The organism is Verrucomicrobiia bacterium (genome assembly GCA_035946615.1).
Lineage (GTDB): Bacteria > Verrucomicrobiota > Verrucomicrobiia > Limisphaerales > UBA8199 > DASYZB01.
Window position 1 is genome coordinate 1 of sequence record DASYZB010000081.1, and the last position, 19,801, is coordinate 19,801.

Annotated in this window: 12 protein-coding genes; 8 read left to right on the top strand and 4 right to left on the bottom strand. The window is 58.9% G+C overall.

Annotated elements, in window-relative coordinates; all coding sequences use genetic code 11:
• Positions 1–567 precede the first annotated feature (567 nt).
• Positions 568–4,329, bottom strand: a complete 3,762-nt coding sequence (locus VG146_11730) for a DEAD/DEAH box helicase (protein HEV2393019.1) — start codon at positions 4,327–4,329, stop codon at positions 568–570.
• Positions 4,330–4,655: 326 nt separating this feature from the next.
• Between VG146_11730 and VG146_11735 the strand changes: the two genes are divergently transcribed.
• Together VG146_11735 and VG146_11740 are read left to right on the top strand one after the other, a co-directional pair.
• Positions 4,656–5,744: a DNA replication/repair protein RecF gene (locus VG146_11735; GenBank protein HEV2393020.1), complete on the top strand. Its 1,089-nt coding sequence runs from the start codon at positions 4,656–4,658 to the stop codon at positions 5,742–5,744.
• Positions 5,745–6,056: 312 nt separating this feature from the next.
• The gene (locus VG146_11740; protein HEV2393021.1) at positions 6,057–6,872 is read left to right on the top strand and encodes a c-type cytochrome; all 816 of its coding nucleotides are present in this window, start codon (positions 6,057–6,059) and stop codon (positions 6,870–6,872) included.
• A gap of 185 nt (positions 6,873–7,057) precedes the next feature.
• Here the strand turns inward: VG146_11740 and pyk are convergent, their stop codons facing one another.
• Positions 7,058–8,509 carry a pyruvate kinase gene (gene pyk / locus VG146_11745; GenBank protein ID HEV2393022.1) on the bottom strand — a complete coding sequence of 484 codons (1,452 nt, stop codon included), beginning with the start codon at positions 8,507–8,509 and terminating at the stop codon, positions 7,058–7,060.
• Between the two features lie 615 nt (positions 8,510–9,124).
• Between pyk and VG146_11750 the strand changes: the two genes are divergently transcribed.
• From VG146_11750 to VG146_11760, 3 genes are all read left to right on the top strand, one after another.
• The gene (locus VG146_11750; GenBank protein ID HEV2393023.1) at positions 9,125–9,886 is read left to right on the top strand and encodes an ABC transporter ATP-binding protein; all 762 of its coding nucleotides are present in this window, start codon (positions 9,125–9,127) and stop codon (positions 9,884–9,886) included.
• Between the two features lies 1 nt (position 9,887).
• Complete coding sequence (locus VG146_11755; protein ID HEV2393024.1) at positions 9,888–11,633, top strand: hypothetical protein; 1,746 nt, start codon at positions 9,888–9,890, stop codon at positions 11,631–11,633.
• A 195-nt stretch (positions 11,634–11,828) separates the two neighbouring features.
• A complete protein-coding gene (locus VG146_11760) occupies positions 11,829–13,577 on the top strand; it encodes a hypothetical protein (GenBank protein HEV2393025.1) in 1,749 nt (582 codons plus the stop codon).
• A 179-nt stretch (positions 13,578–13,756) separates the two neighbouring features.
• Here the strand turns inward: VG146_11760 and VG146_11765 are convergent, their stop codons facing one another.
• Positions 13,757–14,728: a hypothetical protein gene (locus VG146_11765; GenBank protein HEV2393026.1), complete on the bottom strand. Its 972-nt coding sequence runs from the start codon at positions 14,726–14,728 to the stop codon at positions 13,757–13,759.
• Between the two features lie 156 nt (positions 14,729–14,884).
• On the opposite strand from VG146_11765, the gene VG146_11770 reads away from it, so the two are divergent.
• The 3 genes from VG146_11770 (at position 14,885) to VG146_11780 (ending at position 18,770) form a co-directional block, all read left to right on the top strand.
• Positions 14,885–16,069 (top strand): radical SAM protein, encoded by a 1,185-nt coding sequence (locus tag VG146_11770; GenBank protein HEV2393027.1) that lies wholly within the window; start codon positions 14,885–14,887, stop codon positions 16,067–16,069.
• A 189-nt stretch (positions 16,070–16,258) separates the two neighbouring features.
• Entirely contained in the window at positions 16,259–17,101 is an 843-nt protein-coding gene (locus tag VG146_11775; protein ID HEV2393028.1) for a sugar phosphate isomerase/epimerase, read from the top strand.
• 781 nt (positions 17,102–17,882) lie between these two features.
• A complete protein-coding gene (locus VG146_11780) occupies positions 17,883–18,770 on the top strand; it encodes a response regulator (GenBank protein HEV2393029.1) in 888 nt (295 codons plus the stop codon).
• Between the two features lie 77 nt (positions 18,771–18,847).
• Here the strand turns inward: VG146_11780 and VG146_11785 are convergent, their stop codons facing one another.
• The gene (locus VG146_11785; GenBank protein ID HEV2393030.1) at positions 18,848–19,795 is read right to left on the bottom strand and encodes an ROK family protein; all 948 of its coding nucleotides are present in this window, start codon (positions 19,793–19,795) and stop codon (positions 18,848–18,850) included.
• Positions 19,796–19,801 lie beyond the last annotated feature (6 nt).

Sequence of the window (19,801 nt, forward strand, 5' to 3'; positions counted from 1 at the left end):
TCGGGGATTTTGAGCGAACGGTACGCCCGCGAGGTGGCCAGCAGGCCAGCGTGAGGGCTGGCCATTTCGTCGAGCGGTCGGGGGTCGATTTCGAAGGGGGACTTATGTTGAGTGGGTATGCGCGCAGACATGCGTGTGATATAGACATACTATCTATATCATGTCAACAGAAAAAATGCGCCTAGAAGCAGTTTTTTCGTCTTTTCAGAAAATTACGTGCGGATCAGGGTCATCCTCATGAGCGCTTAACTTAACTTCATGCGTCCCGCCCCAACACACCGGAACGCTGGCTTCAGCCGGCTTTAGCCGGCAGCCCCATGCGGTGACCGGACTCATTGAGCATTGTGCATCGAGCATTTTCCATTTTTCATTGCACGCAGCTCTGTAAGATTCTGAGCCCCTCCGTAAAAACTGTCAGAGGCCCCAATAAATAATAGCAAATACTCAATGTTCAACGCTCAATGTGCGTAATCGGTTTAGTGACGGCAGGCGCTGCCGCCTAAAGGCGCCTAAAGGCGGCGTTCCGCCCCGCCAAGACTGAGGCACTACGATTCAGGCTGGCTCGGTTTAGAGAGTTGGCTGGGGCGCGAAAGAGGGGCTCAGGCGCGCGAGGGTATTTTGTGGACGTCTTGACGATTCAGGAGCCGCCGGCTCATCGCTGAACAGGAACCGCAGGTCATCGAGCGTGAGGCTTTGGGCAAACTTCTCTTCCCCGAGGACATCCTGGACCAGGGCGGCCTTGGCGCGTTGGAGTTGGCGGATTTTCTGTTCGATGCTGTCTTTGATGAGCAGCCGGTAGGCCATCACTTTGCTGGTCTGGCCAATGCGATGAGTGCGGTCGATGGCCTGCATCTCCACCGCCGGGTTCCACCACGGATCGAACAAGACGACGTAACTGGCCGCCGTGAGGTTCAAGCCGAAACCGCCGGCCTTGAGTGAAATTAAAAAGACCGCGGCCCCTTTGGCTATCTGGAACTCTTGCACGAGTTGGCCTCGGTTTTCCGTTTCACCTGCCAAATAGAAATGCGCCCATTTCCGCTCAATTACGGTCTGGCGCAAGATGCCGAGCATGGAAACGAACTGCGAGAAGACCAGCACTTTATGGCCTTCCTCCATTAATGGTTCGAGCAGGTCCAACAATGCGCTGACCTTCGCGCTCTCGGCTTTGGCCAATTCCTCGCTGACCAGCGCCGGGTGGCAGCAAATCTGGCGCAATCGCAGCAGCGAGGTGAGGAAATGAAAGCGCTGCTCGTTAAGTTCCTTTTGCGTGGCGATGCTCAGCAGCATCTGCTGCGCGCGCTTGAATTCCGCGCGGTACAGCGTCTTCTGCTCGCCTTCCATTTCGCAGATGAGGTCTTCTTCGATGCGATCGGGCAGGTCCTGGGCGACCTGGCTTTTGGCACGGCGCAGCAGGAATGGGCGGACGCGTGAGGCAAGGCGGCGGCGGGCGAGCGGGTCCTCCTGGTGGTTATAGCGGCGGGTAAACTGGGCGCGGTTGCCCAGAACTCCGGGCATCGAGAAGGCGAAGATGCTCCAGAGATCGAGCAAGCGGTTTTCGATGGGGGTGCCGGTCAGGGCCAGCCGATGTTCGGCTCGAAGCGTGCGCGCGATTTGGGCGGTCTGCGAATCGGGGTTCTTAATGTATTGCGCTTCATCCAGAATGGCCGCTTGCCAGCGTGCCTGGGCTATCTCGGGGCTTAGGCTGCGCATTTGAGCGTAATTGAGAACAATCAAGTCAGCCTCGGCGCGGGCGGATTCCAAGGCCGCCGCCTCTTCACCCTGCCAAAGCCGGACGCGCAAGCCCGGGCAAAATCTTTGGGCCTCGGCGCGCCAATTGTCCATAACGGATTTTGGGCAAACGACCAGGCTGGGCAATGGGCAGGAGCCATTAATTTTGGCCTCATCGTTGCTGCCGTTGCCGTTGCTCTCCTTGGTATTGCTGCCGTTCCCATTGGTTCCATTGCCATTGCCGCCGTTGCCGTTGTGGGCCGCTGCGGATTGATGGCCGCCGGAGCGCAGCCAGGAAAGCCACGCGAGGGTTTGGAGGGTCTTGCCCAAACCCATATCATCGGCCAGCACGCCCCCAAAACGGTTGGCTGTCAGATACGACAGAAAATGGAAACCTTCGACCTGGTAGGGGCGCAGTTCGGCGTGGATGGCGGCAGGGACGGGCGGTGTAACACGCGTTTTCAACTCGGCGGCGCGGCGGTGAATTTCCTCTGCCTTTTGCTCCGGCAAGAACTTGCGCGCCGCCTCATCGGCCAGTTGCAAGGCATGGAGCCGTTGCGGTTCGGCGGTAAAATCGCGCGCATTCAAGCCGAGCCTGGCCAGGCGCTCATCTTCCTCCGGCGTGAGGTCGAACTGGAGGCGGCGCCACCCCTTTTTGCCCAGGCGCACAAAGCCGCCGCGGGCATTGAGCAGAAGCTTCAATTCCTCAGGGGTGAGGGTCATGTCCGAAACGTTGAGGGCGACTTTGAGGTCGAACCAATCGACACCGGCTTCCTCGACGTCGAGCCGCAGAGTGCCTGAGACCGGGTTGTCCCTGAGGGTGGCCAGTTCGCGATCAAGCTGGACCTCGACTTCGGGTGGCAGGGAGGAGAGCCAGGGAAGGAATGTTTCCGGAAAACTTTTGGTCAGCCGGATTCGCCAGCTTCCGTGGTAATTCTCCCACTTGGCATTCAAGGCCTCGAGCAGGGCGGGGAATCGCTTTTGAGCCGAGCGGTCGATGAGCGGAATAACCTCCTCGCTGCCTGCCGGTTGTTTTTTTGCGCGCGGCATGCTGGCATTGGGCGGGACGTGCCAGCCCTCGCTGCCGCAGTGCTCGGTATGCTTTCCTTCGACCTCGGAAAGAACGCGAATAAACACGGCCTCGTTCTGGCTGCCTTGGTAAGTTGGTTTTACTTCACAACAGAGCTTCACCACGGCCTGGACCCGGCGCGTCCGCTCCAGTATCCGCTGGGGCAAATCCAACTGCAGGCTCTGGATGAAAGCCACCCCTTGCGCGCATTCCATAGCAGGGGCTGGGATGCGGACCGGCTCGAGCATGCCAAACTGGTGTGGGGGAGGTCCCTGAAACAGGGCGCGCGCCGTCAAATAGAGAGAAGGCTGGCCGCTCAGCGCGAGCAAGACGGGTGGGGCCGGCGAGCCGTCGGCCAAACGCAGGGATAACTCATAATCATCGGATTCATCCTTGGCCGGCTGAAGCTGGTACTCAAGCGGCTCGGCTGGGCGCGCGAGCGGCAGGCCATCGGATGAAACAATACGTTCGGCCAAGTCAGGAAATGCCAAGACGCGCCTCAGCAACTTGCCCGTTTCCGCGCTGTCGTACTCGAAATGACAGGCGGTGTAATAGTCATAAGGCTTGTACAGCGCGTTCCAAATGGGGTCGGCCTGGGGCGTGACGTTTAACGCGCCATTCTCCTGTTCATTGTGGAAACGGCGCACGTGCGTTTGTTTGAGGTCCTTGAACTTTTCCTCGAACCCCATTTTCCATTGTACTCGCACTTCGTCGGGCAGCACCATCAGCCGAAAATCAACGGGTTCGCCTTCCGGTTGGCTCTCGCTTGCAGTTTGCGCCAGGTCGGCGCGCCAGGACTCGATGAGTTTACGCCGTTGCCACTCGTTCATAGCCGGTTCGATGGCGGCCAAATCCGTCACCGGAACCATGAACTGGGGAATAGCGGCCTTGCGGCGGCGAAGTTCCCAGGCGCAATAGAGCCAAAACTGGTGATCGTCCCGAGGCGCCTTGGGCCACAATGTCAGCGGTGTCCAAGCGTAGTCTTGCACTTGCGGAGAAAGCCGGCTGAGGTCCTGCCCGGTTATGCAGGCGCCGTTGCGCGCATTCTCATAGCAGTGTCGGATGAAATCCACATAGGCCACTTCGGCCCGGTCCAACTTGCGCCCGAGTTCTTGCGCCAAGGCAACGGTTAAAGCAGACGCCGGGGGTTGCGGGACTTTCGGTTCCTGGCGCAAGACGACCGGGGCTTTGGGTTTCGATTTGGAATTGGATTTAGAGCCAAGCGAGGAAGCAATGGTCGAAAGTTGTGCCCCGTTGCTCTTGAGGGCCAGCATGGCCGCAACGGCGTGTTTGCAGTCACGCTCCATGGGGCAGGTGCACAGTGCAGACCAGCCCGCGGTCGGATCATACCTAAACGTCACATCGTAATCGTCGTTGCCCCGAACTACGGCGGCATACTTCCGGTCCTGTTCAATACACGCCAATTCAATAACGGCGCCGTCAATAAAATAGTGTTTGCCGCGTCTGCGGCTTTTCGAGGGGAAAGTGTCCAGGAATTCCTGGATTTGTTCGCTCGCCAGCAAAGGATTCATAGTAATAAAAGCGTCACTCTAGCTTGAATGAATCAGGCCCGAGGGGACAAGCACGAGTTGCTGGCCAGTATTGACCGATCACTCACAGTCTGTTGACCGCGCCCTGTGAACAAGTGAGCAGCTCCTTTCTGGACTGCTGTAGGAGACGACGTAAGGAGTCTCTGACCAGCAACTTCCGGGTGAAGCAAAGGCGGCCGGCAGACGGTCTTGATCAGAGACTCCCCACGTCGTCTCCTACAAAGGTTTGGAACCGGCCTTATCATTGGCACTCTGAGCCTGCGGCAATTTTCGTGTCTTTTGAGGCGGGTTGTGGCAAATGAAGCGGAGTGCACCTGGCGCGACTTAGATTACGCGATTTCCGCAATTACGCGCGGCTGGATGTGGAGTTCGCGCCTGGGTTTCACCTTTTGCTTGGAGATAACGCCCAAGGTAAAACCAACATTCTGGAAGCGATTTATCTCATTGCGACTTTGCGCTCGTTCCGCGGCGTGGGCGGCGCCCAGATGGTGCGTCATGGCCAAAAGGGCTATTTCGTCGGCAGCCAAATCGTCGGCCAGGCCCCGCAGGAGACCAGGATGTACTGGTCGGCCCGCGAGCGGAGCCTCTCGCTCAATAACCGGCCCGTGCGCCGGCTCACCGAGTATCTCGGGGTGCTGCGGACAGTGGTGTTCTGCACAGAAGATTTGTTGCTGGTCAAAGGCCCCGGACGCGCGCGGCGGCGTTTCATGGACCTGCTGCTGTCCCAAACGCATCCAAGCTATTTGCCCCTGCTTCAGCGCTACACCAAAGCGCTGCGCGCGCGCAATGCGCTTCTCAAAAAACCCGCGCCCGAGCCGGCAGCCCTCGAGGGCTTCTCCCGCGAATTGGTTGGCGCAGGCTCGGAAATCATCCGGCTGCGCCACCAGTTGGCGCCGGGGTTCACCCCGTTAGTCATTGCGGCCTACAGGCGCATTGCCGCTTCAAGCGAGGAGTTGCGCATCGAGTATGCCCCCAGTGTGAAGGGAGATTTTGCCGTCGAATTGGCCAACACGCGCCCCCGGGAACTGGCCTGGCGCATGACCCTCCTGGGACCGCACCGGGATGAGTTGCACCTCTCTTTGGCCGACCGCGCCGCAGCCCAATACGCCAGTGAAGGCCAGAAACGCACTCTGGCCATTGCCCTCAAGATGGCCCAGGCCGAATACCTCACCCAACTGCACGGCGCGCCCCCGGTCTTGCTCATCGACGATATCATGGGGGAGCTAGACCTCAAACGCCGCACCGGCCTGGTGCCCTTGCTCGCCCGCTCGGAGCAGGCCCGCGGCCAGGTGTTCATGACCGCCACCGAAGAGAACTGGCCCCAGGAATTGGGCCGGCAGGCCCAACGCTGGCATGTGCAGCACGGCGCGCTGTTAAAAGGGAGTTCAGGAAGATAACGCAGGCGCTTTTCGGTGGCTTGGACCTTAGAGCGTATGTTCCCATCCGAATGCTTAATGATGAGTCTAAGTTATAGGAATGAACATTGGGCTTGTCATTATCACTTCTTGTTGTTCTTGTGGCAAAATAGGGTTGGTCTTCGCCAAAAAACGCGAAGCACCAGCCGGCCAGGCAGTTAAGGTTGCATTGCAATTGAAAGTGATAACCACTTTATGTCAACAGGCCGACAATTTAGGCACAGTCCGCGCGCTGCATCAGCACAGCGCGCCTCGTCCAGCCTTGGTTGTTCCGCCTGCCGGCCCCTTCTCTCTATGAAAAAGAACCTGTTCACTGTATGTATCCTGAGTGTGGCGGCGATGGGTTGGAGCGCCTACGGGCAAGCCAACCCGCCGGCAACCCTTGAGGCCACCAATGGCCATGCCGCCAGCATCACCTATCTGCGCGATGTAAAGCCCATCGTCATGGGCAAATGTCTCCGGTGCCATAATCAAGAGACGACGAAGCTGCCCAATTGGGGTGATTACAAGACGGCCTTTGCCGACCGTTGGGAGTTAAAGCGCAGGGTCTGGGACAGTTGGAAGGGGCATTATTACAAGCAATCGATGCCGGCTGGCAACAGTCCGGAATCCGAAGAGATGACGAAGCAAGAACGGCAGACAATCAAGAATTGGGTCGAGGAGGGGGCGGTGTATGGGGTTCCTGAAACTGGGGGTTTGCTCACATCCAAAGCCGAGAAGATCGAGGCCGGAAAGCGGCTGTTCAACGTCGTTTGCGCGGTGTGCCACCAGCCTACCGGCCTTGGGCTGCCGGACAAGTTCCCCCCGCTGGCCGAGTCGGATTTTCTCAACGCGGACAAGAAACGCGCGATTGGCATCCTGCTTCATGGGCGCCAGGGGCAAATCGTGGTCAATGGCAAGAGCTTCAACAACAGCATGCCTTCCTTCCCGTTAGGGGATGAGGACATCGCCAACGCGCTGACGTTTGTCTATAATTCATTCGGGAACTCGGGCAAAGAAGTCACCGCCGATGAGGTCAAGGCGCTTCGAGCCCAAAAACAGGAAGCGGCCCCGCCCAGCAACCCGGGGCAACTGGCAAAGACTGCCAAGCAAAACGACCCGTGGGAATAAGAAGCCTAAGAGCCTGTTTTAAAAATAGAATTGCCGCCCCAGGTTCACACGAGCACATCTTGACACTGCCACCGGAACTTGTTGTAGCCGCCGCGGAACGTCGGCTTTAGCCGGCAGGGGCGGTGAATTACACACTGCTGCCGGCTGAGCCGGCGTTCCGGTGGCAGTGTCAAGATGCGCTCGGTTCACACCACCCGCATCTGCACCGCATCGACGATCTGGTCGCTCACCAGGATGAGGCCAATCACAACGACTGTGGCCCCCGGGTGCAACCGCTCTTGGGCGAGCAGGCTTTTGAGCGCCGCCTCGATGGTGTTCTCCGGGTTGATCAGATCGAACGGCGCCACGAACGGCCTCACCCCCCAACTCAGGCTCAGGCCCCGCGCCACTTCCTCGCCCGGGCACAAGGCATATATCTTCGAATAGCGCGGGCGCAGCCACGCCGTGTGCCGCGCCGTATTGCCGCTGCGCGTAATGACCAGGATCGCCTCCGCCTTTAATTCGTTGGCCATCACCACCGCGCTTTTGACCAGCTTTTGGCGCGGGCTGGTCAGCTCGCACGATTCAGAAAAGTTCGCTCCGCCGCTGCGCTCGATTCGTGTGGCGATCCGGTCGAACACCTCGATACAACGCAGCGGGTGCTTGCCTACCGTCGTTTCGCCGCTCAGCATAATTGCGTCGGCCTGTTCATAGACGGCGTTGGCCACGTCTGTGACCTCCGCGCGGGTGGGCATGGGAGATTCGATCATGCTCTCGAGCATGTGGGTCGCCACAATCACCGGTTTGCCATGACGCAGGCACAGCTTGACGATGCGCCGCTGGACGATTGGCAGCTCTTCGTACGGAATCTCGATTCCCAGGTCGCCGCGCGCCACCATGATGCCATCGGCTTCTCTCACGATGTCTTCGAGGTTGGCCAGGGCCTGCTGGTCTTCTATCTTGCCGATCACCAGGGGCACATTCTTGGCGCCCTCGAACAGCTCTTTAAGCTGTAATATGTCCCGGGCTTCGCGCACAAAGGACAAGGCTATCAAATCCACCCCTGCTGCGAGGCCGGCCTGCACGTCCTGGATGTCTTTAGCCGTGAGCGCCGGGAGGCTCACCTTGACCCCGGGCAGGTTAATATGCCGCCGGCTTCGCAGCTTCCCCTCGGTGAGCACCTCGCACTCGACGCGGTTGCCGTGCTTGGCCAGCACCTTCATCTCGATGTTCCCATTATCCACCAGCACAACATCCCCTATGCTGATGTCGTTGACGAAGTTCGCATAATTGACATCCACCGACCGCTCCTCCTCGCTGCGTTCCCCGCGCACGGTCAGGACCAGTTTCTGGCCTGGGCGCAAATCCAGCGGCACGCCCAGGTTGCCGGTGCGAATGGCGGGGCCTTGGGTGTCCATCATGATGCCCGTAAAACTCCGCCGTGCTGCCGCCGCCGCCCGGATGTCGCTCACCACCCGGCGCAGCCAGTCGTGCGTCGCGTGAGACATATTGAGACGGAAGACATTCACGCCCGCCTCGATGAGCCGTCCGATCATCTCCGGGGACTCCGTCGCCGGCCCGAGCGTGGCAACGATCTTGGTCTTGCGCGCCCCAGCGATGACCGGCCTTCGTTCGAACGCTTCTTTGGCCGCTCTCATTGACGGCCCTTCTGCAATGTGGCGGTTCTCATAAAAATCCGCATAGCGAGGCGGCGGAACGAGACACTAATTTCACGAATTAACACGAATTTTTCTGCGATCGCAGCCAAACTGGGCTGGTTTACACCATGTTTTGACATTTAAGGACTCTATCCGGGAAAACCATCCGCGAGCAACTCGCGAAGCGCCCCGGCGAACGTCTCTTGTATCAATGCTGAACCGAATTTTCAACGGTTTCCTCTTTGCGGTCGGGGAGAGGCGCCTGTTCGCTGGTGACGCTTAAGACTTTCATTGTCGTGCGCAGCGAGTGGAGCCTCCTCTCCCCGGCCCTCTCCTCCCCGGGGGAGGAGAGGGAGTGGAGTTTGGACGTGTTTTCATAATGATCTCATCTGCCTTTGTCGGAAACTCTCGGCTCAAGAGCTCTCGGCCTTCAGCGCTCTCCTTTTCTCAGTAAACAACCGCTCGGCATTAAGTGAGCATTCAGTCCCAGGGTTGAGCAAACCACTTGCTCCCTGCATGATCTGTCCTCAATCGAAAATCTAAAATCAAAATTCTAAAATCCCCTGGTTGCTTTTTGTCCCCACTCCCTCCAACCTCCCCAGCGGTCAAGTTACCATGAGCACTGCCATCCAGACCACCAACCTGACACGCGACTTCGGCCAGTTCCGTGCCGTCAATAACCTCAATCTCCGCGTCGAATCGGGCCGCTTTTATGGTTTCCTTGGCCCCAACGGCGCCGGCAAATCCACCACCATCAAGATGTTCACCGGCCTGCTGGCCCCTACCTCCGGCGCTATCCGCATTCTGGGCGAGGACGTTGCAGACCCCCACCGCGCCATCGAGGTCAAGCGCCGCATCGGCGTCGTGCCGGAGAACCTCGCCCTTTTCGATAACCTCACTGCGCGCGAATACCTCACCTTCATCGGGCGCATGTATCTCCTGCCACAAGCCACCGTCCGCGAGCGGTGCGACGAATTGCTCGCCATGATGGACCTCGAAGCCGACGAGAAAAAGCTCACGCTCGAATTCTCCCATGGCATGAAGAAGAAACTCGCCCTGGCCGCCGCTCTGCTCCCCAATCCCGACCTCTTGTTCCTCGATGAACCTTTCGAGGGCGTCGATGCCGTCGCCTCCCGCGTCTTGCGCGACACCCTCAAGCAATCCGTCGGGCGCGGCGCCACGGTTTTTCTCACTTCGCACGTGCTGGAGATTGTGGAAAAACTCTGCACCGACGTCGGCATCATTGCCCATGGGGAACTTGTTCATCAAGGGACTATGGACGAGCTGCGCGGCGCCGGCTCGCTCGAAGACAAGTTCCTCGCGGTGGTCGGCAATGGCGAACACGAGGCGCAGAAGCTGAGCTGGCTCGAGGGTTGAAATGAATTTCGACCATTTCAAGACCATCCTCTGGCTGCGCTGGCGCCTCACGCGCAACCAGTGGACACGCCACGGCGGCCTGGGCGCGGCCATTGCCGTGCTGGCCATAGCCGCCATGCTCGTCCTGGGCGGGGGGACTTTCACAGGGGCTTTGTTCGCAGGCATATTCGCCCTGGGCGCCGCCAAACCCCTGGTCATCCTGTTCGTTTGGTTTGGTGTCACTGTCGCGTTCCTGTTTTTATGGACGCTGGGGCTGCTCGCCGAAATACAACGCTCGGAGACCATCGACCTCCAGCGCCTCATGCACCTGCCGGTGTCCCTGAGCCAGATGTTCCTCATCAACTATCTGGCCTCCCACCTCACCCTGAGCGTTATTATCCTCGTGCCCGGCATGATGGGTTTGGCCCTTGGCCTGGCCATCTCGCGTGGGGGCGCGATGCTGTTGTTGGTCCCGCTGGCCCTGAGCATGGTCTTCATGATCAGCGCCTGGACCTATTGCCTGCGCGGCTGGCTGGCCTCCTTGATGTCCAACCCCCGCCGCCGCCGCTCCGTCCTGGTTGGCATTACGCTCGTCTTCGTTCTGCTCTCCCAGGGACCCAACGTCTATTTCAACATCATCCGGCGCGCGGGCCGCCACCCGGCCACAGCCAACTCCCAGCAACATCAAAACGCGCCTCAGCAAAAGGACGCCGCGCTCGACCAACTCCTCGCTGCCCAGAAGTTTATACCGCCGCTCTGGGTGCCTCTTGGGGCCGGGGCCCTGGCCGAAGGCCGCCCGCTGCCTGCCCTGTTGGGCGCCCTGGGCTGCCTTGCCCTCGGTGCGCTCGGCCTGCGACGCGCCTATCGCGCCACCATTCGCTTTTACCTGGGCAACACCGGCCAAAAAGCCCGCACACGTCCTAAGCGCGACCCGGCCAAACCTCCACCCGCCAACCCCGCCGGCGCCCGCAGGCGCTTCCTCGAACTCCCTCTGCCCGCCGTCCCCGAACAAGCCGCCACCCTTGCCCTGGCGACCTTTCGTTCGATGCTCCGCGCCCCTGAAGTTAAAATGGCCTGGGCAAGTTCCTTTCTCGTGACCCTCATGGTCGGCGGCTCCTTCCTGGTCAGAGGCGCCCCCAAAATGCCTGAAGCCGCCAAACCCTTCATTGCCACCGGCGCCATGGTTTTCTCGGTCTTCATGCTCGTCCAATTCTTCACCAACCAGTTCGGGTTCGACCGTGACGGTTTCCGCTCGCTCATCCTTTCGCCCGCGCACAGGCGCCTCATTCTTCTGGGCAAAAACCTCGCCTGCCTCCCGGCGGGCGCCGGTTTTGGCATCATCCTGCTGACGTTCATCACGGCGTGGCTGCGCCTCGCGCCCATTATTCTGCTGGCTGCCCTGGCGCAACTCGCCGCCCTCCTCCTGCTGGCGGGACTCGTGGGCAACCTGCTTTCCATTCTTGTGCCCTATCGCATCCAACAAGGCTCGATGAAACCGACCAAGATGCCCGGCCTGGCGATGCTGGTCATGGTATTCTGCCATTTGCTCTTCCCGCTCGCCATGGCCCCCGTCTTCATTCCCCCGCTGGCGGGCCTCTTGTGGCAACAGGCCGGCTGGCCCAGCGCCGTGCCGGTCAACCTTCTCTTCTCGCTGGCCCTGGCCGCCTTGATGGCCTTTGTTTATTGGCAAACCCTCGGTCCTCTCGCCCGCCTCCTCCAACGCCGCGAGACCAGGATTCTTGGCGTCGTAACCGTCGAGGTGGAATAACCCGTGCCCGCTCTGAAGCTTGGACATTTATCCAGCGCCTTTCGCCTCCCTTTGTCGGAAACCTCGTCGAAAACTTTGTTGGATGGTTTCTTTCAGTGAAGAATTCAAAATGCTCGATCATTGTGCATCGAGAATGTTGGGGATCGGGCTTGTAACCGCCAAATACCGTGGCGACGTGAGGCATCTGCCGCTGTCTTGTCTAACTTCATGATGCAGGACACCAATGCAACAAAGGCGCTCGGTTGGAAACGCCCGCTAACGGGGTGGCTGTGGTTCGCAGGCTGGGGGTTGTTGATCGCCACCCTAGCGGTTCTCATCCGGCTCATTCTTGGCGCGGTTACTGGGAAATCTGACGACGCCTTGCTCTGGCTGCTCGCCATCGGAATCGCCCTGGCGTCAGCGCTGGTAATCGGGCTTGCGATCCAGTGCCTTTCCAGTTGGCGCAATTTCAAACGATTTCTCATCAGCCTGTGTTGCCTGGCCGGATTGATCGCCCTGTTTTATGCCGAGGAGGACGTGCGCGGGAAGCTGGCCTGGGACCATTTCAAAACCAAATGGGAAACCAAGGGTGAGAAGTTCGATTTCTCCGCATTCATTCCCCCAAAGGTCCCCGAAGACCAGAACTTTGCAATGACGCCCCTGGTGGCCGGCACTTACAGCCGGATTCTGGACCGCAACGGCCACAAGGTGTCACCGCAAAATACGAATGTTGTCAACCGGCTCGATATGCCTCTGGAAGCCAATGGCAACGGTCCCACCAACGGTATCGGGAACTGGCAGAAGGGTATCGGCAGTGACTTGGAAGTGTGGCAGCGTTATTACCGAAAACTGGCGCTGTCCACTAACTTATTTCCGGTCCCGGCGCAACCGCAGACACCGGCGGCCGACGTGCTGCTGGCCTTGAGTAAATATGATTCGACAATCGAGGAGCTGCGCCGGGATGCGGCGCTGCCCCAGTCACGCTTCCCGCTTAATTACGATGCCGAGGAGGTGTTCACCATTCTGCTGCCCCACCTGGCCCCGCTTAAGGGGTCCGCTGTCGTTTTACGCTTGCGCGCGTTGGCCGAAATCCAAGCCGGACAGAGCCAAAAGGCGCTGGACGATGTTGGACTGGCATTGAGTTGCACGGGGAAAATTCGCTCGGAGCCATTCCTCATTTCGCAACTAGTGCGCATCGCCATGGTGCTCATCACCGAGCAGAGCATCTGGCAGGGCCTCGAGACGCATTGCTGGAGTGATGCCCAGCTTTCCCAATTGGACCAGCAACTCGCTGCTCTGGACTTTGTTGCCGATTATGAACGGGCCATTCGCGCTGAAAATACTTGCCAGGTCTCTGCCACGGAATTCCTGCGGCGGCACCGGGACGAGTTGCGCAATCTGGGAGAGGATGTTGACAACGGCGCAATGAGCGTCGAAGACATCCCTGCTCATTTGATGCCTTCCGGCTGGTTCTATCAAAACGAACTTCGCGGCTCGAAATTCATATTCGAACAATGCCTGCCGATTGGCAATGTGGCTCAGCAGACCATTGCTCCTGGACTGGTCAAAGAGGCGGATGCCTCGTTGGATGCGATGCCCTTCGGCCCATACACGATGGTGTGCAAGCTGTTGCTTCCGTCACTGCCGAATTGCGCGCGGAAATTCGCGTTTGGCCAAGCCGCCGTCAATTTGGCCCGCACCGGCTGCGCCCTCGAACGCTACCGGCTGGCGCAGGGGAGGTATCCCGATGCCCTCGATGCGTTGGCGCCGCAATTTATCGGCAAGGTCCCCCGAGACCCTGTTGGCGGGGAAGCGCTCCATTACCATGCCATAGACGACAGGCATTTCGTTCTCTATTCGATCGGTTGGAACGCAAAGGACGACAGCGGGACCGTGTCGTTGACCAAGAGCGGCAGCGTGGACCTGGACAACGGCGATTGGGTCTGGCGGTACGCAGAGAAGTGAGCCCATGAATGGCCGCAAGGAGCCCGGTAGCCAGGCCCCAGTGGCAGCGAAAGAAGGACGCCAGGTGAACTCCGGCTACACCGCGGCAATCAGGTCATCGACAATGAACTACATCTTTAATCTGCCGATGCTTCTCCCTCTCCCCTTCCGCCACTTCCGAACGGGGAGGCGCCAAGGGCTCAGCTAAACCATGGCCGCGTTCGCTTCGAGGATGCGCCGCTTACGACATTGACGACCCGCCGCGCCAGATTGGCGTCTTCCTCGATCTGCCAATCGAACATGCCCACCAGAACGAAATCGGCGCCGTTATTAAACGCATGAGGAAAAGCCGCCCGTGGCGGGATGGCGCCTGCAGCCAGCACCTTGAAGGCGATCCAGGGCTTGCGGACCTTGGCCATCACCTCGATAACCGCCTGCGGATCGGCACACCAGGAGTTGTCATGAGTTCCCAGGGCGCCTGTCTCTCCCGGACGGGGCGCGGTGTAGTACTCGTGGGTATGGAGGGTTTTCTGGTAAAAATCCACGTCCAGCTTGGCCTTCTCACACTCGACAACCACTCTCAAGTCATGCGCGGCCACCCCCGCAATCCGCTTTCGGGCTTTGATAAACTCGATGCTCTGTGCAATCTTTTCCATCTTTCCCTGGTCCAGAAGTGATTCACAGGCATCACCTGTCAGATGAACGCCAACGGCTCCTTCGTCAATCGCCCGCTGAATTTGAGAAAAACCGCCGCCGGCATCGAGCCGGGTCTGCGCGAACCACTTGAGCTTGCCTCCAGCTTTCCAATGTTCAAAAATCTGGGAGTTGTCGTCCATGACCCATGTGTTAATCGCCGTAATACCCTGGCTTTCGCCGCGCTCGAGTGTCTCGCGGATTTTGGCGGGGGTATTGTAACGGCGCATCAGGGTCGAGACATAACCAAGGTCGCGCGAATGGGACCAGCCGCCGATCAGGTTGCCTCCCATCATCAGACGGCTGAATTGCTGGCCTCCCAGGGTGCCTGAGGGCAGGGCTTCCACCGAGAGAGTCAAGCCGGACGTGCCCGCCGGGGGTGAGGAGTCCGTAGATTGAGCTTTGAGCGCCAGCGGAAGGGCTGCGGCTGAAAGGAGCGTGGATTGGACGAAGCGGCGTCTGTTTATGTGCCTTGACATATAAGGTGGCTTATCATTCTCGGGAATTTTTGTCAAATGATTAATCTGAACGACCAAGATGCCGGAACAGTCGGAACCAACCGGAGAAGCCGGAAGGCTCAAGAAAGCATTGCTCCCGCGCTGGATTTCCCGCCAAGATGCGCGAGTTTATCCGACATGAGCACCGACACCGCTACGTTGAGCCGCAGCCGAACCGATGCCGCCCCCGCCCCGGAGGCGCTTTCGCAAACGCCACCGCCTGTTGCCCGGCCCAAAACGGGTCTGATCAAGTTGATGCGGGATGTGCTCAATCATGGCGGTCCCGGTTACCTCCAGTTTGCCATCACCAATATTTGTAATGCCAAATGCGATTTCTGCGGATTTGCCGTGGACCGCTTCGATCCGAAGCAACGGCGGAGCGTGACGTTGCAGGAGGCACGGGATGTGATCGATATTTGCGTGAAGAATCACATCGGTTACCTGTTGTTTGTTGGGGGCGAGCCGCTGGTGCACAAAGACCTGCGGGCGATGACGCGCTACGCGGCTGAGCGCGGGATTCACCCGATGATCTGCACAAACGGATCGCTCTGGACGGAGGCCAATATGCGCGAGCTGGCCTCGGACGGTTTGAGCAGCGTGATCATGTCCATTGACGCCCATGATGTGGCCCGGCACGAGAAGAACCGCGGGCTGCCGGATGTCTGCCGCAAGATTCAGCGGGCCAACGCGGTGTTTGCCGAACTGGGGATTCAGACGACCGCCAGCGTGACGGCGAGCAAGTTGATCGAGGACTACGATAAGCTGCCGGCGTTTCTTGGCGAACTGGGTTTCAAGAGCTGCACGTTCAGTTACCCGCTGACCAACCTGGCATCCAGCTACCTGAGTTTCAGCGACTCCAGCCTGGTCAGCTACAAAACCGAGGAACTGATCCAGGTCTTCGAGAAAATCAAACAAATGAAAAAGCGCAGCGGCTTCCCGGTGGTCAATCCGACGGAGTCGCTGAGCGAAATGCAACGGCACCTGCGGCGCCAACCGGAGCGTTTCGGTTGTTTGGGCGGGCACAAGTACTTTTACCTCGATTGGAAACTGAACTTATACAGGTGCCATTTTTGGGAAAAGCCGATGTGCAGCATTTACGAGTTCGACGAATCGAAACTCATCCGAGACGGTTGCACGCGTTGCATGATCGATTGCTACCGTGACCCCAGCGTGCTGCAGTTCGTGGCCATTAGCGCCAGCGATGCCTGGAAGCAATTGCGCAAAGGAAATTTAGCCGGCGCCGCCCGGCACCTGTTGGACCGCCGCAACCTGACCTCGCTCAAGGCCGTTTGGGAAGACCGCAAATGGATTGGAAAGGTTTAGCCGAGAGACAGGGTAATCCCTTTATAATGGAGTCTGCAACATGCGCTGGAACTGTAAGCTGCCGTTGCCGAGAGATTCTCCCTCTCCTCCTTTGGGGACTTTGGGGAAGGGGCCGGGGAGAGGATGCACTTGGTTGGCAACGAAACGCTTTGACAGTTGGTATGAACCCTTTAGCCTCTGTTTCCATCTATGAGATTCGGAATCAATACATTCCTCCTGACATCGCCGTTTACCAACAAGAGCACAAATCTCTTTCCAAAAATCAAACGATGGGGCTTTGAATCCGTCGAGATTCCTATCGAGGACCCCTCCCACATCAATCCTGCGGTGGTGAAGAGGGAATTGGACAAGGCCGGGCTGGTGTGCGGCTCGGTTTGCGCCTGCCTGGGGCCCGACCGGGATTTGCGCGGCACACCGCGGCAGCAGAAAACCGGGCTCAATTATCTCAAAAAAGTCATCGACCAGATGGTGGTGCTGGACTCCCCGTCCCTGATTGGGCCGATCTACTCGGCCGTTGGCCGCGCCGATGCGGTGCCCCGCGCCGAGTACAAGCGCCAATGGAAAACAGCCGTCAAGAATATCAAGGACCTCTGCGCTTACGCGCAGAAACACGGCAAACAGGTGTGCCTCGAACCGCTCAATCGCTTCGAGACGGACTTTATCAACACTTGCGACCAGGCGCTGCAGATGGTCAAAGATGTCGGCAGCCCGGCGCTGAAGATTCAGCTCGATACCTTTCACATGAACATCGAGGAGAAAAACCAGGCCGCCGCTATCCGCAAAGCGGGCAAGCACCTGGCCCACCTGCATGCCTGTGGTTGCGACCGCGGCACGCCCGGTAACGACTGTATTGATTGGCCGGGAATAGCCGCTGCCCTAAAGGAAATCGATTACCAAGGCGATGTCGTGATTGAGTCCTTCACGACCAACGTGAAGGTCATCGCCCGCGCGGCAGCCATTTGGCGTCAGATCGAGCCGACCCAGGAAGAGATCGCCGTTAAAGGCCTGAAGTTTTTGCAAAGGATTTTATAAGCTGGTCCTCCGATGACGGCCCAGTCCACGGACCTGCGCATTAAAATGCTGCGCTAGCTCCTCTCGCATCGGTCTGCGCGAAGCGTCGTGGACTGCGCCAGTCCTCTGGCGCTTTTGGGCCGCCCCTCGTGTCGAGTTTTCAACGCGGGGAACACAGCACATTTGAATGATGGCATCCTTCCTAAAAAAACGCGCAGCCGGCAACTGGTTCTCGATAGCCCTGGTCGTCTCAGCAACTTTGGATGCGCTCTCGACGGCATACGCTTTTCATTCAGCAGGCGCCTGGGACGTGGAGAGCAATCCGCTCTTTCGCAGCTTGGCGAGGACGATGTCCGGGCTCGGAGGTCCGGTGGCGTTGTTGCTCGCTATGAAGGCGGTCGGGACGGGTCTTTTAATTTTGTGTCTGAGACTAACTCTGGGCCAAGTCTCCAGCCTCTATCCCCAGGTCGGCAGAGAGCTGAGGTTTGTTCGGTTCGCAAACTTCCTCTTTTGCGGGGTTGAAGTCTCCGGGTGCGGGAACTGATCGCCGACATCTTTAACCTCCGCATTTCGAAACCTGACCTCAAGCGGTTTCATTTGGGGCCATTACCCAATTCCCGGATCTGCGAGGCTGGAAACATTACCCTGTTGTTTATTCCGTTCCTTCCTGCGGTGCAGTTTCTTGCATCAAGTCCTTTTCTGGCCTTAATCCTGCTCAAAAGGCATCTTGCAAATGCGCGAAAGGTGGCAGTGCGCTTGCAGCAGTTCTTAGCTTTATGCCGAAAAAGACGGGGATAGATTCATGAAACCTAAGACAATTCTTGTTATCGACGATAGCCTGGTTGTGCTGCAGGCCTTATCCATGAAACTGCGGAGCAGGGGTTACCGGGTCGTTACGGCTGCGGATTCCTCCACCGGGATCAGCCTGATGCGCCAGGAGAAACCGGACCTGCTTATTCTGGATGTTAATTTTCCAACCGACTCTTGGGACGGCTTTGGTCTGATGACGTGGTTCAGGCGGATGGAGGAGAGCCGGGAATTACCCATCGTCGTGATTAGCGGCAGCGATGAGGGGAATTATGAGCAGCGGTGCCGTGAGGCAGGAGCCGTTGGCTTCTTCCTCAAGCCGCTGGATTACGAGCTACTCCTGGCTGCCTTGCGCCAGGCTCTTCATCAAACCCCCGAAGAACAGGCGCTGGTGGCTCTGCCCGTCGTCGATTCCCCACCCCTGCGGCCTTCCCAGGTGGAACGGCCAGAACTGGTTTTGCTCGTTGAAGATGACAAGAGCCTTCGTGAGACCTTGGAGCTTTTCCTCCAGTCGGAGGGATTTCGGGTCACCAGCGTCCCGGATGGTTCGGAGGGCTTGCGCCAGGTCATCGCAACCGAGTTTCACATTACACTCTCGGACATGGTCATGCCCAATATGCCAGGAGATCAGTTTTACAAGGAGGTCGAGCGCGTCAAACCGCATCTGTGCCGCCGCTTCATCTTCATGACCGGTCACCAGGCCGACCCTCGTTCTGACGCCTTCATTCGGCGCGTCCACAGCTTCATGCTCTGGAAACCATTTCCGCTTTGCGACCTGCTGACGGCTATCAACGTTGTCTGGAAGAAAAGCCAGTCTGGCCCAGTCCCCTCCCCGGGCCTTTCCGCCAAACCGCCCCTTTCCCTGGCGATGGCCGCCCGCTAAACCTCTTTGCTCGGGATACCACCTTTACGCTACTATACCTACTATACGGTCAAAAACGGGGACAACTGGGCATACGCTTATCTTCTTTTCACGCCTGACCGGGACACGCAGACGAGCCGCCGGGCCAATTCCAAGGCCCCAACTGGCACGGCATCTTCTCCAAGGGCCGCCAGGGTAATGCGGGGTCCTGGACGAAACACCTCCATGAGAAAAGGTGGCAAGGCTTGCGCCACCGCAGCCCGCAACGGCTCACCGACCCCTGACAAACCCCCGCCCATGATGATCACTTCCGGATGGCATAGGTGGACCACATGCGAAAGCCCAAACGCCAGGTCTTCCGCCGTCTCGCGCAGAATTCGCTCCGCCGCCGCGTCACCCTGCGCTAGTGCGGCCGGCAAATAAGCAGCTTCGGCGCCCGTATCTTCACCCAGTCTCCGGCTCAAAGCGCTGTCCGGTTCCGCGGTTTTTAGTGCCCGGATTTTGGCATCCACAGCCCAGCCCGAGCAGCGCGATTCGAGGATTGTCCCCTGCCTATCCAGCCGCACGTGACCAATCTCAGCCTCCCCGGGCGGCGCGCCATGGTAAATGGCGCCACCCAAGACTAATCCACCCCCGACCCCTGAGCCGAGAGTCACATAAAACACAGGATCGAATCCCAATCCGGCGCCGCGCAAGGCCTCCCCCAGAGCCGCCGAGTTGGCATCATTCTCCACCACTACCGGCAGACCGGATAAACCATGGAGCCAGGAGGCTAAATCAAACCCGGACCACCCCTCGATCTGATGCGAACGCGCAACCCGGCCTGCCCGCCAATCCACTGGCCCCCCGAACCCGACTGCTACCGCCTTGCTGTCATGGGCCCGCATCAACCGCGGCAGCTCCGCCTCGATTTGGCGCCGAATGCCTTCCCCGCCGCCTTCGACCTGGACCGCGAGTTTGCGACGGCTGATGATCCGGCCTGAATCGTCCCCTGCGAAAAGCTGGAGTTTTGTGCCGCCAATCTCAATGGCAATGAAGTGGCTCATGAGTCA

What these genes read in the sequence shown, in the direction of transcription:
- VG146_11730 (HEV2393019.1), bottom strand. Translation starts at nt 4,329, where the DNA reads ATGAATCCTTTGCTGGCGAGCGAACAAATCCAGGAATTCCTGGACACT.
- VG146_11740 (HEV2393021.1), top strand. Translation starts at nt 6,057, where the DNA reads ATGAAAAAGAACCTGTTCACTGTATGTATCCTGAGTGTGGCGGCGATG.
- pyk (HEV2393022.1), bottom strand. Translation starts at nt 8,509, where the DNA reads ATGAGAGCGGCCAAAGAAGCGTTCGAACGAAGGCCGGTCATCGCTGGG.
- VG146_11750 (HEV2393023.1), top strand. Translation starts at nt 9,125, where the DNA reads ATGAGCACTGCCATCCAGACCACCAACCTGACACGCGACTTCGGCCAG.
- VG146_11755 (HEV2393024.1), top strand. Translation starts at nt 9,888, where the DNA reads ATGAATTTCGACCATTTCAAGACCATCCTCTGGCTGCGCTGGCGCCTC.
- VG146_11765 (HEV2393026.1), bottom strand. Translation starts at nt 14,728, where the DNA reads ATGTCAAGGCACATAAACAGACGCCGCTTCGTCCAATCCACGCTCCTT.
- VG146_11770 (HEV2393027.1), top strand. Translation starts at nt 14,885, where the DNA reads ATGAGCACCGACACCGCTACGTTGAGCCGCAGCCGAACCGATGCCGCC.
- VG146_11775 (HEV2393028.1), top strand. Translation starts at nt 16,259, where the DNA reads ATGAGATTCGGAATCAATACATTCCTCCTGACATCGCCGTTTACCAAC.
- VG146_11780 (HEV2393029.1), top strand. Translation starts at nt 17,883, where the DNA reads ATGAAACCTAAGACAATTCTTGTTATCGACGATAGCCTGGTTGTGCTG.
- VG146_11785 (HEV2393030.1), bottom strand. Translation starts at nt 19,795, where the DNA reads ATGAGCCACTTCATTGCCATTGAGATTGGCGGCACAAAACTCCAGCTT.